Origin of the sequence: Blautia sp. MSK20_18 (assembly GCF_020553125.1) — a bacterium.
Classification (GTDB): Bacteria; Bacillota; Clostridia; order Lachnospirales; family Lachnospiraceae; genus Blautia_A; species Blautia_A fusiformis.
Genome location: NZ_JAJCGR010000003.1, coordinates 36,729 through 49,931, shown reverse-complemented (window position 1 = coordinate 49,931; position 13,203 = coordinate 36,729). Strand labels below are relative to the sequence as shown.

12 protein-coding genes and 1 riboswitch are annotated in these 13,203 nt (G+C 44.3%); of the genes, 11 read left to right on the top strand and 1 reads right to left on the bottom strand.

The window, feature by feature from the left end:
• Window positions 1–42 precede the first annotated feature (42 nt).
• From hisD to putP, 11 genes are all read left to right on the top strand, one after another.
• Window positions 43–1,353, top strand: a complete 1,311-nt coding sequence (gene hisD / locus LI091_RS02780; RefSeq protein WP_015524922.1) for a histidinol dehydrogenase — start codon at window positions 43–45, stop codon at window positions 1,351–1,353.
• Window positions 1,353–1,940, top strand: coding sequence for an imidazoleglycerol-phosphate dehydratase HisB (gene hisB, locus LI091_RS02775; RefSeq protein ID WP_161209507.1), 588 nt, complete (start codon window positions 1,353–1,355; stop codon window positions 1,938–1,940). The genes hisD and hisB overlap by 1 nt, the downstream gene beginning before the upstream one ends.
• An 18-nt stretch (window positions 1,941–1,958) precedes the next feature.
• The gene (gene hisIE / locus LI091_RS02770; protein WP_092070566.1) at window positions 1,959–3,239 is read left to right on the top strand and encodes a bifunctional phosphoribosyl-AMP cyclohydrolase/phosphoribosyl-ATP diphosphatase HisIE; all 1,281 of its coding nucleotides are present in this window, start codon (window positions 1,959–1,961) and stop codon (window positions 3,237–3,239) included.
• Between the two features lie 171 nt (window positions 3,240–3,410).
• Window positions 3,411–4,370: a M14 family metallopeptidase gene (locus tag LI091_RS02765; protein ID WP_015524925.1), complete on the top strand. Its 960-nt coding sequence runs from the start codon at window positions 3,411–3,413 to the stop codon at window positions 4,368–4,370.
• Between the two features lie 284 nt (window positions 4,371–4,654).
• Window positions 4,655–4,843: riboswitch (cobalamin riboswitch) on the top strand.
• 184 nt (window positions 4,844–5,027) lie between these two features.
• Window positions 5,028–5,966, top strand: coding sequence for a nickel ABC transporter permease (gene nikB / locus LI091_RS02760; RefSeq protein ID WP_021651480.1), 939 nt, complete (start codon window positions 5,028–5,030; stop codon window positions 5,964–5,966).
• A complete protein-coding gene (gene nikC / locus LI091_RS02755) occupies window positions 5,967–6,797 on the top strand; it encodes a nickel transporter permease (protein WP_021651479.1) in 831 nt (276 codons plus the stop codon).
• Between the two features lie 58 nt (window positions 6,798–6,855).
• Window positions 6,856–8,424, top strand: coding sequence for an ABC transporter substrate-binding protein (locus tag LI091_RS02750; RefSeq protein ID WP_021651478.1), 1,569 nt, complete (start codon window positions 6,856–6,858; stop codon window positions 8,422–8,424).
• 14 nt (window positions 8,425–8,438) lie between these two features.
• The gene (locus tag LI091_RS02745) at window positions 8,439–9,224 is read left to right on the top strand and encodes an ABC transporter ATP-binding protein (RefSeq protein WP_129975489.1); all 786 of its coding nucleotides are present in this window, start codon (window positions 8,439–8,441) and stop codon (window positions 9,222–9,224) included.
• On the top strand, window positions 9,217–10,182 hold the full coding sequence (locus tag LI091_RS02740; protein WP_114002515.1) for an ABC transporter ATP-binding protein: 966 nt from the start codon (window positions 9,217–9,219) through the stop codon (window positions 10,180–10,182). The genes LI091_RS02745 and LI091_RS02740 overlap by 8 nt, the downstream gene beginning before the upstream one ends.
• A 107-nt stretch (window positions 10,183–10,289) precedes the next feature.
• On the top strand, window positions 10,290–10,487 hold the full coding sequence (locus LI091_RS02735) for a hypothetical protein (RefSeq protein ID WP_173758729.1): 198 nt from the start codon (window positions 10,290–10,292) through the stop codon (window positions 10,485–10,487).
• 232 nt (window positions 10,488–10,719) lie between these two features.
• Window positions 10,720–12,252: a sodium/proline symporter PutP gene (gene putP / locus LI091_RS02730; RefSeq protein WP_110103526.1), complete on the top strand. Its 1,533-nt coding sequence runs from the start codon at window positions 10,720–10,722 to the stop codon at window positions 12,250–12,252.
• 114 nt (window positions 12,253–12,366) lie between these two features.
• On the opposite strand, the gene folK is transcribed toward putP, so the two are convergent.
• The gene (gene folK / locus LI091_RS02725; RefSeq protein WP_092070551.1) at window positions 12,367–13,197 is read right to left on the bottom strand and encodes a 2-amino-4-hydroxy-6-hydroxymethyldihydropteridine diphosphokinase; all 831 of its coding nucleotides are present in this window, start codon (window positions 13,195–13,197) and stop codon (window positions 12,367–12,369) included.
• Window positions 13,198–13,203: the final 6 nt, after the last annotated feature.

Genomic DNA, 13,203 nt, shown 5'->3' with positions numbered 1-13,203 from the left:
ACAGATGAACCTCCAAAATACAGAAAGAAGGCAGAATTTATTATGCGTAAGGTAAAACTCACCAAAGAATCTACAAAAGATATTCTGGAAACTCTCTTAAAAAGAAGCCCTAATAATTATGGAAAATACGAGGATGCAGTAGCAAATATCCTTGCCAAAGTAAAAGCAGAGGGAGATACCGCGTTATTTGCATTTACCAGAGAATTTGATAAAGTCGAAGTGACAAAGGATACGATCCGTGTAACCCCTGAGGAGATCGAGGAAGCATACAAGCTGGTAGATCCTTCCCTGATCGATGTGATCAAAAAAGCATTGGTGAATATCCGCAGCTATCACGAAAAGCAGCTTCAGAACAGCTGGTTCACAAGCACAACAGACGGAACCATGCTTGGTCAGAAGGTAACCGCTCTGAACTGTGTAGGTGTTTACGTTCCCGGTGGAAAGGCTGTATATCCGTCTTCCGTGCTTATGAATATCGTTCCTGCAAAAGTTGCCGGTGTTGACCGTATTGTAATGACAACACCTCCTGGAAAAGACGGAAAAGTAAATCCAAGCACACTTGTTGCTGCCAACGAAGCCGGAGCAGATGAAATCTATAAAGTGGGTGGTGCACAGGCCATCGGAGCACTTGCATATGGAACCGAGAGTATTCCAAAGGTTGACAAGATCGTAGGACCCGGAAATATTTTTGTTGCGCTTGCAAAAAAGGCAGTTTATGGATACGTAAGCATTGATTCTATTGCCGGTCCAAGCGAGATCCTCGTTCTTGCAGATGAGACTGCAAATCCTCGTTATATTGCAGCAGATCTTCTTTCTCAGGCAGAACATGATGAGATGGCATCTGCGATCCTGATCACAACAAATGAGGAATTTGCAGATCAGGTAGATAAAGAAGTCAGAGGTTTTGTTGAGGTACTTTCCAGAAAAGCCATTATTGAGAAATCCCTGGAGAACTTTGGTTATATCCTGATCGCAGAAGATATGGACGAGGCCATTGAGGCTGCCAATGAAATTGCTTCTGAACATATGGAGATCGTCACAAAGAATCCTTTTGAAGATATGATGAAGGTACGAAATGCAGGTGCGATCTTTATCGGAGAGCACAGCTCTGAACCCCTTGGAGATTATTTCGCAGGACCAAACCATGTGCTTCCTACCAATGGAACTGCCAAATTTTTCTCCGCACTTTCTGTAGATGATTTTATCAAAAAATCCAGTATTGTATATTATTCCAGGGAAGCACTCCGAAAGATCCACAAGGACATTATCCAGTTTGCCACATCGGAACAGCTGACTGCACACGCAAATTCCATTGCAGTCCGTTTTGAGGAAGAGGACAAGGAGAACGAATAATGGCAAGAGAAGCACTGATCGAAAGAAACACAAAAGAAACGCAGATACGTCTGCAACTGAATATTGATGGAACAGGAAGTTCCGATATTGATACAGGCATTGGCTTTTTTGACCATATGCTGGACGGTTTTACGCGCCATGGACTGTATGATCTTACGCTGAGAGTCCACGGTGATCTGAATGTAGATGATCATCACACCATTGAAGATACAGGGATCGTCCTTGGAAACGCTATCCGTGAGGCAGTTGGCGACAAAAAAGGAATCAAACGTTACGGCAGCTGTATCCTTCCTATGGATGAAGTGCTTGTGCTCTGCGCAGTAGATCTTTCCGGAAGACCTTATCTTGGATGGGATGCAGCGTTTTCTACGGAAAAAATAGGAGATATGGCTACAGAGATGGTAAAGGAATTCTTTTATGCAGTATCCTATTCCGTAGCAATGAATCTTCACATCAAGGTTCTTTCCGGAGGAAACAGCCATCATGTGGCAGAGGCCATGTTTAAAAGCTTTGCGAAAGCCCTTGATGCAGCAACACAGTACGATTCCCGGATCACAGACGTGCTTTCTACCAAGGGAAGCCTCTGATACAGAAGGAGACCACTTATGAACAAACAGTTGATCCCATGCCTTTATCTTCATTCAGAAAAGGCGGTAACCGGATTTGGACAGAGAAATCTTTTCGGAGACGGAAATGTAGAAACACTTGCAAAATTTTACGGTGACAATGGGGCAGATGAGCTTCTGGTATTTGACTTTTCTTCCGCAGATGCAGAGCATGACCGTGCGATCGGAAAAATCCGTGATATCTGTCAGGTATCTGAGATCCCGGTGATCGCAGCGGGAAATATCAAACGTATGGAAGATGTAAAAAAGCTGATCTATGCGGGATGTGCCAAAGTTGTACTGAATTTTTCGAAAGAGAATAATATCAAGCTTCTGGAAGAAGTATCCCGGCGCTTTGGAAAAGAGCGTATGATGATCAGCATCTCTGATCTGAGAGAATTCACAGAAAATCAGGATCTGATCGAAACATATGCAGACACTGTTCTGGCTTTGGACACTGTCGAAAATGAAATTGCAGAGATTTCTCAGATTTCCATTGTTCTTCATACCGATGAAAACAGATCTGAGAACGTTCTGGAGCTTTTAGGAGAACCAGCTGTGTCCGGACTTTGCGGTGCTTATGTAAGCAGTCTTGAAAATGATCTGCATACATTTAAGGAAACCTGCGAAGAAGCCGGAATTCCGGTAAACACATATAAAAGTAATATTGCATGGTCGGACTTTAAATTAAACAGTGACGGAATGGTTCCGGTTATTGTCCAGGATTACCGGACGGATGAAGTACTGATGCTGGCCTATATGAATGAGCTTGCTTTTAACACAACATTGAAGCTTGGAAAAATGACATACTGGAGTCGCAGCCGGAATGAGCTCTGGACCAAAGGTCTGACATCCGGACACGTACAGTATGTAAAGTCTCTTACTATTGACTGTGATAATGATACGATCCTTGCCAAAGTGGAGCAGATTGGCGCAGCCTGCCATACAGGAAACCGTACCTGTTTCTTCAAACCGCTGCTGAAAAAAGAGTACGATGATACCAACCCACTTCACGTGTTCCAGAATGTGTATGATGTGATCACTGACCGAAAAGAACATCCAAAGGAAGGTTCCTATACCAATTATCTTTTTGATAAGGGAATTGACAAGATTTTGAAAAAAGTCGGTGAAGAATGCACAGAGATCGTCATTGCAGCCAAAAATCCAGATAAAGAAGAGATTAAATACGAAATTTCAGATTTTCTTTATCATATGATGGTACTTATGGTGGAAAAAGGAGTCAGCTGGGAAGAAATCACCAAAGAATTGGTAAAAAGATAAATTATATATCATTCAGGAAAAAAGCTTTTGTACGTCGGATCAGAATGAACGGTTACGAAAGCTTTTTTCTGTTTTCCCGGAATCTTAAAAGAATATGTACAATTTCGGTTAGGCATGATATACTTATCGTCAAAAGTGCGGAAATATAAAAAAGGAAAAGGGAAACAACCAATGATCAAAATTGATGACTGGGTGATTGAAAAAGGAGAGAAGGCACAGGGGAAAATTAAGATCACAGGATACGGCATAGCAATGCCGGCAACTGTGATATGCGGAGTGAAAGACGGACCGACGATACTGATCACAGCGGGAATACACAGTGCGGAGTATGTAGGAATCCAGGCGGCAATGGAACTTGCAAAAGAATTTCAACCGGAAGAACTGAAGGGAAATGTGATCATCGTTCCACTGGTCAATGTCAGTGGCTTTGAGCATCGCACCATGAGTCTGGTCTATGAGGATGGCAAGAACCTGAACCGCGTTTTCCCCGGAGATCCTGAGGGAACAGCTGCAGATCGTATTGCCTATGCTATAGTGACAAAGCTTTTTTCCATAGCAGATTATTATATCGACCTGCATAGCGGAGATGGGTTCGAACAGCTTCATCCCTATGTTTATTATGTAGGGGTTGTAGATGAAAAGACAGCAGAGAAATCATTACATATGGCACGGCATATCGGCGTAAAATATGTGGTCCGTTCCACAACCGCCACAGGTGGCGCCTACAATTATGCTTCTTCTCTTGGAATTCCAAGTATTCTCATCGAAAGAGGCGGACACAGCTACTGGACCTGGGAGGAAGTAGAACAGGATAAAAGAGACGTCCGTCACCTTGTTTTTCATCTCCAGGGAAAGAAATGTCATGGTCTGAAGCATTACCGTCAGATGCTTCTTGAAAATGTAGTCTATGAATATGCGCCGTATACCGGATGCTGGTATCCATCCAAGAAGCCTGGAGAGTACTTCTTTAAGGGAGAAGAATTGGGTGAACTGAGAGATTACTATGGAAATTTACTTTACACATCTATTGCAACTGAAAACGGAGTCGTACTTTATCAGACAGCCAGTCTGAACATTATTGAAGACGGACCAATGATCGCATATGCAGCGATCACGGAGACTCTGACCTGATAGTAAACAACCTTTTCAGAACGCTTCTGTCTGAAATCATATTGAAACAGTAAGAAAACCGGGTTTTACCATTTGCTATTCTATTTGTAAAAATAGCGAGGTAAAATCCGTGTTTTTTTAGCAGATTAGATAAATCCAATTGTCAAATCCCCCATGGGGGATATATACAATTCAAGCATCTTTAACAAAATTTATGAGTTTTCTAAAAATATAACATTTTTCCATAGACATAAACTATAGTTTTATCATATAATGTTTCAGTAATTTGACAGCATTTGCTGATTTTCACATCAGCCGTTGTAAGTTCTGAGTGGATTAATAGGGAAACCGGTGTAAATCCGGTACGATCCCGTCACTGTAAGGGGAAATCCTCAGACAAAGTACCACTGGTCGAGTGCGTGAGAAATAGACCGGGAAGGTGTCTGAGGGTAAGGATCCTAAGTCAGGAGACCTGCTTGCAATTGTTTTAAAATGATTCTTACGGAAGATAGGAAGCATATTTATTTTGTGTGCCCGTATTTCGTCACGGGCTTTTTTCGTGCAAATTTTCTAAAATTCCATGCATATTCTGCATATTAAGAATCCAATAGTTTCTTTTATCTAACTAAATTAAAACGGCAATGTTAAAATCGCATCAAATGAGGAAAGGAGTAAAACGTGACAAAGAAACAAGTAGGAAAAAGATTTCTCCAGATCATCATTGTATTATTTGGAATCAGCTTTTTCACATTTGGACTGACCTACCTGTCACCTGGTGATCCTGCGGAGATCATGCTGACAGAGTGTGGTAATCTTCCTACACCAGAGCTTCTGGAACAGACAAGACATGAGCTTGGCCTTGATCAGCCCTTTCTCGTGCAGTATGGTTCCTGGCTGAAGGGTGTTGTTACAGGAGATATGGGACAGTCCTATTCTTTCAAAATGCCGGTAACAGATAAACTGGTATCCTGTTTCTGGCCGACGCTGAGGATGTCGTTGCTGGCACTTCTGATGATGGTCATTATTTCCATACCGCTTGGAATCCTGGCCGCTGTATATCAGAACAAATTCCCGGATTATTTTGTGAGAGGAATTACCTTTGTGGGAGTATCTGTTCCAAGCTTCTGGCTGGGCCTGATCCTTCTCAGCATCTTTGGTGTTCAGCTTCGCTGGATCAATGTTGCAGGAGGCAGTACGGATTTTAAATCCATGATCCTCCCGGCGCTGACTCTTGCACTTGCCATGTCTGCAAAATATACCAGACAGGTAAGAAGTGCAGTGCTGGAGGAACTTCATCAGGATTATGTCACAGGTGCAAGAATGCGTGGAATCAAGGAAAGCGTCATTCTCTGGAAACACGTCCTTCCTAATGTTATGCTTCCGCTGGTAACGCTGTTGGGACTTTCCCTTGGAAGTCTTCTGGGAGGTACTGCAGTTGTAGAGATCATTTACAACTGGCCTGGAATGGGAAATATGGCAGTAAAGGCGATTTCCTGTCGTGACTATCCTCTTGTACAGGGCTATGTACTTTGGATCGCGATCCTGTACATGTGCATCAACCTGCTTGTGGATCTGTCCTATACTTATCTCGATCCAAGACTTAAGGAGGATAGATAATTGAAAAAGGTATTACGAACATTCAAAGAAAATAAACAGTTCACTCTTTTCTTCATTCTGGGTCTCGTGGTGATCGGAATTGCAATCTTTGCGCCGCAGCTCTCACCATATGATCCACTGAATGCAGTTATGACCGAATCACTGCAGGAGCCAAGCTCCGCTCATCCGTTCGGAACGGATAAGCTTGGACGAGATCTTCTTTCCCGTGTTATCTTCGGAACAAGAACCTCTCTGATCATGACCTTATGTCTGGTTGCAGTGATCTTTGTCATCGGTACATTTTTAGGAGTTATTGCCGGATATTTCGGCGGCGTTGTGGATGCAGTGATCATGCGTATCGCAGATATGATGATCTCCTTCCCTGGGCTTGTACTGGCCATTGCCATTGCCGGTATGCTTGGACCAAACCTGGTCAATGCCGTTATCTCCATTGCGGCTGTAAGCTGGACAAAATATGCCCGTCTTGCACGAAGTATGGTCTTGAAAGTCAAGAAGAGTCTTTACATAGAGGCAGCTATAGTAAACGGAACAAAGACCTGGAAAATTCTTCTTGTACACATTCTTCCCAACATGGTAACCCAGATGGTGGTAACTGCGGCAGCAGATATCGGAACTATGATGCTGGAGCTGGCTTCCCTTTCATTCCTGGGATTTGGTGCAACTGCGCCGACACCGGAGTGGGGACTGATGCTGAATGAAGGAAGAACCTACATGGCAAAGGCGCCATGGCTTATGATCTACCCTGGTATCGCTATCGTAATCTGTGTTGTTGTTTTCAACATGCTTGGAGACAGCATCCGTGATGTACTGGATCCGCGCCAGGATCAATAAAACAACTCTGTAACAAACCAACACCATATGATCAGTATATTATCTTTAGGAGGATGAAATGAGAAATAATGTAGTTAAAAAAGTGCTGGCTGCTACACTTGCATGTATGATGACCCTTTCAATGGCAACAGTGGCTCAGGCAAAAGGTGACAAAAAAAGTGATAAGGAGATCACCATCGGAGTAACAAGCTTTGCAGATACACTGGAGCCGACAGAGCAGTATTTCAGCTGGGTTGTATCCCGTTATGCGATCGGCGAGTGCCTTACAAAATTCGATGAGAACGGTGAGATCGTTCCATGTCTTGCGGAAGAGTGGGAAAACAGTGACGATGGAAAAACATGGACCTTCAAGATCCGTGAGGGCGTAAAATTCTCCAACGGTGACGATATGACACCGGAAATGGTAAAAGCCTCCATCGAACGTACCGCTGAAAAGAGTGACCGTGTTCCGGAATTCTTTGATCTCGACAGCCTCGAAGTTGACGGACAGAACCTGATCTTCCATCTGAACAGAGCAAATGCAAACATGGCCGGATGCCTTGCAGACCCGCTGTTTCTGATCGTAGATACAAATGTAGATGATTCTACATTTGCCATGGAAGGACCGATCTGTACAGGACCTTACGCAGTAGAGTCCTTCAGCCCGACGGATTCCTGTATCGTAGTAAAAAATGAGAACTACTGGGATGGAGAAGTTCCCCTTGATAAAGTTACACTGAAATGTGTGGATGACCAGACAACACGTTCCATGGCTCTTCAGACAGGTGAGATCGATATCGCTTACAACCTGAAAACAGAGAACCTGGTTGAGTTTGAGGGAAATGACAATTACGACATCCAGGAGCTTCAGTCTCTTCGTTCCACCTATGCATTCATGAACCAGAATGAGGATCATGCACTCAGCGATAAGGCTCTTCGCCAGGCACTTCTTCGTGGCCTTGACAAGGAAACATACTGCAACACTCTTCTTGAGGGTGGCGCAACAGCTGGTAAAGCACCGGTTCCTCCAACACTTGACTTTGGATTCGATGATCTGAAGGATGAGAATTCCTATGATCCGGACAGCGCAAAGAAGATCCTTGATGAGGCCGGATACAAAGATGTTGACGGTGACGGATTTGTAGAAACTCCTGACGGAGATCCTCTTGTTCTTGATTTTGTTATCTACACAAGCCGTGCCGAGCTTGGTGTATACGCACAGGCAGCACAGGCCAGTCTGAAGGAGATCGGTATCAACGTAAACCTGAACACAGTAAGTTATGAGACACTTCTTGACATGAGAGATTCCGGTCAGTATGACCTTCTGATCTGGAACGTGCTGGTAGCAAACACTGGAGACCCTGAGAACTACTTAAGAGAGAACTGGTACAGCTCCTCTGCAAACAATACTGCAGGATACAATAACCCGGAGGTTGACAAGCTTCTTGACGAGCTTGCGCAGACATTTGATGAGGACAAGAGAAAAGATCTCATCATCGATATTCAGCAGGATATCATGGATGATGCTGCAACTGTATTCTTTGGTTATGAGACAACCTACCTCTTCTCCAACAAAAAGGTAACAGGTGTTAAGATGTATCCAATGGATTATTACTGGCTGACAAAGGATATCACTCTTGCCGAGTAAAGGAGCGCTTATTTATGCTTGAGATCAAGGATCTTTCCGTTCAGTACGGAAAACAGGCACCTACCATTGAACATTTCAACCTTTCCATGAAGAAGGGGGAGATCATCAGTGTGGTAGGCGAGAGTGGAAGTGGAAAAACAACCGTGATTCGTGCTGTCCTCGGCGCACTTGGCGGAGGTGGCCGGGTCAGCACCGGAGATATTCAGTTTCACGGACATTCTCTGCTTTCCAATACAAAGAATGAATGGAGAAATTTAAGGGGTACCCGCATTTCCATGATCTTCCAGGACTGCGGCGGAACCCTGAACCCTATCCGTAAGATCGGAAGTCAGTATGTGGAATATATCTGTACACATACAGATGTATCCAAAGCAGAAGCATGGAAGAAAGGCTGTTCCATGCTTCAGAAAATGCGTCTTCCGGACGCAGAAAATATCATGAAAAGTTATCCACACCAGCTTTCCGGTGGTATGCGCCAGCGAGTTGGTATTGCCATGGCCATGACTTTTAACCCGGAGCTGCTTCTTGCAGATGAGCCGACTAGTGCGCTGGACGTTACTACACAGGCACAGATCGTACGCCAGATGATGGAGCTCCGTGATGATTTCGGAACCGGTATCATCATTGTTACTCATAACATTGGCGTAGCAGCCTATATGGCAGATCAGCTTGTTGTTATGCAGAACGGAAAAGTTGTGGATCAGGGAACACGAGATGAAGTCATGGAGCATCCGACCAGTGACTATACAAAGAAACTGCTGGCTGCAGTGCCGGAAATGGAGGGACAGCGTTATGTTTAAGGAATCCGATATCGTACTCAGTGCAAAACATATCGTAAAACAGTTCCCGGCTTCCGGCGGCAGAACTTTAACAGCCTGCAACGATGTGAACCTGAACGTTTATAAAGGAAAAACTCTGGGAATCGTAGGAGAGAGTGGCTGCGGTAAATCAACCTTTGTCCGCATGGTCATTTCTCTTGACAAACCGACCAGCGGAGAGATCCTTTACCATGGAAAAAACCTCTCTGATCTTTCCAAAAAAGAAACCTGGCTGAACCGTCAGAACATGCAGATGGTCTTCCAGGATCCGTTGGCGTCCTTTGACCCGAAAATGAAGATCGTGGATATTCTCACAGAACCCCTGATCAATTACGGAAAGCTGAAAAGAAGCGAAAAGGAATCCAAGGCCAGAGAACTCCTGAAAATGGTAGAGCTTCCTGAAGATTTTACAGACCGCTATCCCCATAATATGAGTGGTGGTCAGCGTCAGCGTATCAGTATTGCCCGGGCACTTTCCCTGGAACCGGAGATTCTGGTGTGCGATGAGGCTACCTCTGCACTTGACGTTTCCGTACAGGAATCCGTGATCCGGCTTCTGGTACGTCTCCAGAAGGAGAAAAACATCAGCATGCTTTTTATCTGCCATGACCTGGCTCTGATCCGTTCCTTTGCTCATCAGATTGCTGTCATGTACCTCGGGAATATCGTGGAGGTAATTCCGGGAGAGGATGTTACGGAAAAGTCTCTTCATCCATATACACAGGCTCTTCTGGGGGCACAGTTTTCCATTCATATGGATCAGAACAAAAAGATCGAGAGCATCGAAAGTGAGGCCCCCAGCCCTCTGGATGTTCCTCATGGCTGTCCATTCCAGAATCGTTGCGAACACTGCATGGAGAAATGCAGGACGATCCGTCCTGTGCTCACAGAAGTAGAGTCCGGACATGAAGTAGCCTGCCATTATGTAACGGAAAAATAAAGAAATGCACAAAACAGTATGATTTTTAAAAACTTTCTGCTGCTGTCGAAGACGGAGATATCCAATATACAATAGGTGTTGTAGTATATAATCAGGACAGCCCGGAAATGAACATGTTCATGAATTATTACAGAGAATACATCGCGCTGACAGGTGGTTCCTCCGCAGGAAACTACATGCATCTTCAGAAAACGATCGGTGTTCTGAAAGCTCTGGCTGAGAAGGAGGGGCTGACTTATTCCGAGGATGTTGAGAAGCTTGCATATACAGTGGAAGATGTGCAGAAGCGTATGGAAGAAAAATAAACAGAGATTTTGAAAAAGAGCTGGGCCGCCTTATATGGTTCAGCCCTTTTTCATCATATAAAATACTTTTTTATGTAAAAAAACGAAAAATCCTCTTTACTTTCTAAAGTTAATATAATAAAATCTATAAATATGTGTAAAACTGGTTTAAAAGCAGAAATCATGGGGATGCATAAGCAAAATCCCTCATGTTCTGTAATTTTAAAGCAGAAACATGGAAGGGAGAGAAACAATGACAACAGCACATATTTGTATAATGGCAGCCATTATCGTCTATCTGGGTGCAATGATCTTTGTAGGTTATCTTTGCTCCAAGAACAATAATGACAGTTCTGATTTCTATCTTGGAGGACGAAAGCTTGGACCACTTGTCACAGCTATGAGTGCAGAGGCTTCTGACATGAGCAGCTGGCTTCTGATGGGCCTGCCGGGACTTGCTTATCTTACCGGTATTGCAGATGCAGGCTGGACAGCCATTGGCCTTGCGATCGGAACTTACGTAAACTGGAGGATCGTGGCAAAAAGAATCCGCCGCTACACACATGTGGCAGGAAATTCCATTACATTGCCATCCTTTTTCAGTAATCGTTACAGAGATGAGAAAAAGATCCTGCAGTCTATCGGAGCGATTTTTATCGTGATCTTTTTTATTCCGTATACAGCTTCCGGATTTGCAGCCTGTGGTAAACTTTTTGCAAGTCTCTTCGGTGTAAAATATCTGCCAGCTATGATCATCAGTGCACTGGTCATCGTTGGATACACCACACTGGGAGGATTCCTGGCAGCATCTACCACGGACTTTATCCAGAGTATCATCATGTCCATCGCTCTTGTGATCGTATTTGTATTCGGGATCAGCACAGCAGGTGGTATTGAAGCAGTTGCAGACCATGCAAGATCACTGCCCGGATATCTGACTATGTTTACTACATATGATCCAACAACCGGAACAGAACAGGCATATCCACTGCTTAATATCATTTCCATGCTTGCATGGGGACTTGGATATTTCGGAATGCCGCATATTCTTCTTCGTTTCATGGCGATCGAAGACGAAGAGAAGCTTACACTTTCCAGAAGAGTAGCAACTACATGGGTAGTGATCTCACTGGCAGTAGCAGTACTGATCGGTGTGGTAGGACTTGGAATGACAGCAGCAGGAGAGTTTGACCTTCTGGAAGGCTCCGCATCTGAGACAATTATCGTTCAGATCGCAGATCTTCTCAGTAAACATGGTGTAATTGCAGCAATCCTTGCAGGACTCATCCTTGCAGGAATCCTGGCATCCACCATGTCAACTGCAGATTCTCAGCTCCTGGCAGCATCCTCAGCAGTTTCTTCCGACCTTCTCGGAAGTATCCTGAAGGATAAAGAAACAAAAAAAGAAAGCATGGTAGCCGATAAGATCACGCTTCTTCTCATCGCAGTAGTAGCCATGTTTATTGCCCGCGACCCGAACAGCTCTGTGTTTACTATCGTATCCTTTGCCTGGGCAGGCTTCGGAGCCGTATTCGGCCCGGTGGTACTTCTGGCATTATTCTGGAGACGTTCCAACTGGCAGGGAGCCCTGGCAGGAATGATCTGCGGCGGTTCCATGGTATTTATCTGGAAATACGGAATCAGCACGCTCGGCGGCGCCTGGGGAATCTATGAACTTCTTCCCGCATTCCTGGTGGCTATTGCAGCAAACATCATCGTCAGCCTCATTACCAAGGCACCATCCAAAGAGATCACCGACGAATTCGACCTGGTAAACCAGAAATAAAATATTTTTCGATAATAGTCAATAATTCACACTGATACAAAACAAGCCCGATACAGATTGTAGTAAAGATATCTGTATCGGGCTTGTTATCTTTTTATTATTTAATAAATAAAGTCACACCGCCAAAGTTTTTCCCTCAAGCTTTTTTAACAACTGCTCCATTGTTAAATTCAACACCGGATGCCGAAGATACGGTGCAATCTCCACCATAGGCTTCAAAACAAAATCCCTGTTTTCCATATCAATATGAGGCACATGTAGTTCCACTGTATCAATGATCTCATTATCGTAAAACAGAATATCCAGATCCAGTGTCCTTGGTCCCCAGTGAATGATCCTTTTCCGGTCCGCAGCCTGTTCCAGCACATGCAGCCTGTCAAGAAGCTCCTCCGGAGAAAGCAGCGTCCGGACTCTTAAGGCTCCGTTGAGAAACTCATCCTGCTCCACATCCCCGTAAGGCTCCGTTACAAGATACTCGGAAACCTTTTCAACAACAATCTCTTTCATATCCCGAAGACCCTGGATCGCATTGTCCAGGTATTTCTTCTTATCCCCCATATTGGAACCAAAAGCAATATAAGCCGTATGCCAGCCTCGGGTAATTTCCACAGCAACGGTTTTCAGCGGAAGGCCTACCGGAGCCCAGGGCTTTTCAATACGGAGGGTGATCTTTTTAAGAAGAGGGAGTGAAAGCAGCAGCGTCTCTGCCAGATTCTCCACAGCAGCCTCCAGAAGTTTATAAGTATTTTTCTGAAGAAAATCGGTGATCATATGACTGACTTCTCCATAATTGATGGAAGCAGAAAGATCATCTGTCAGCCCTGCCGGACGTGTTTCTGTATACATAACAGCAGAAACAACAAATTTCTGTCCGAGAGCTGTTTCTTCCGGAAACACGCCATGGTTTGCAAAAATCTCAAGATCTCTGATTTCGATTTTATCCATCAGTTC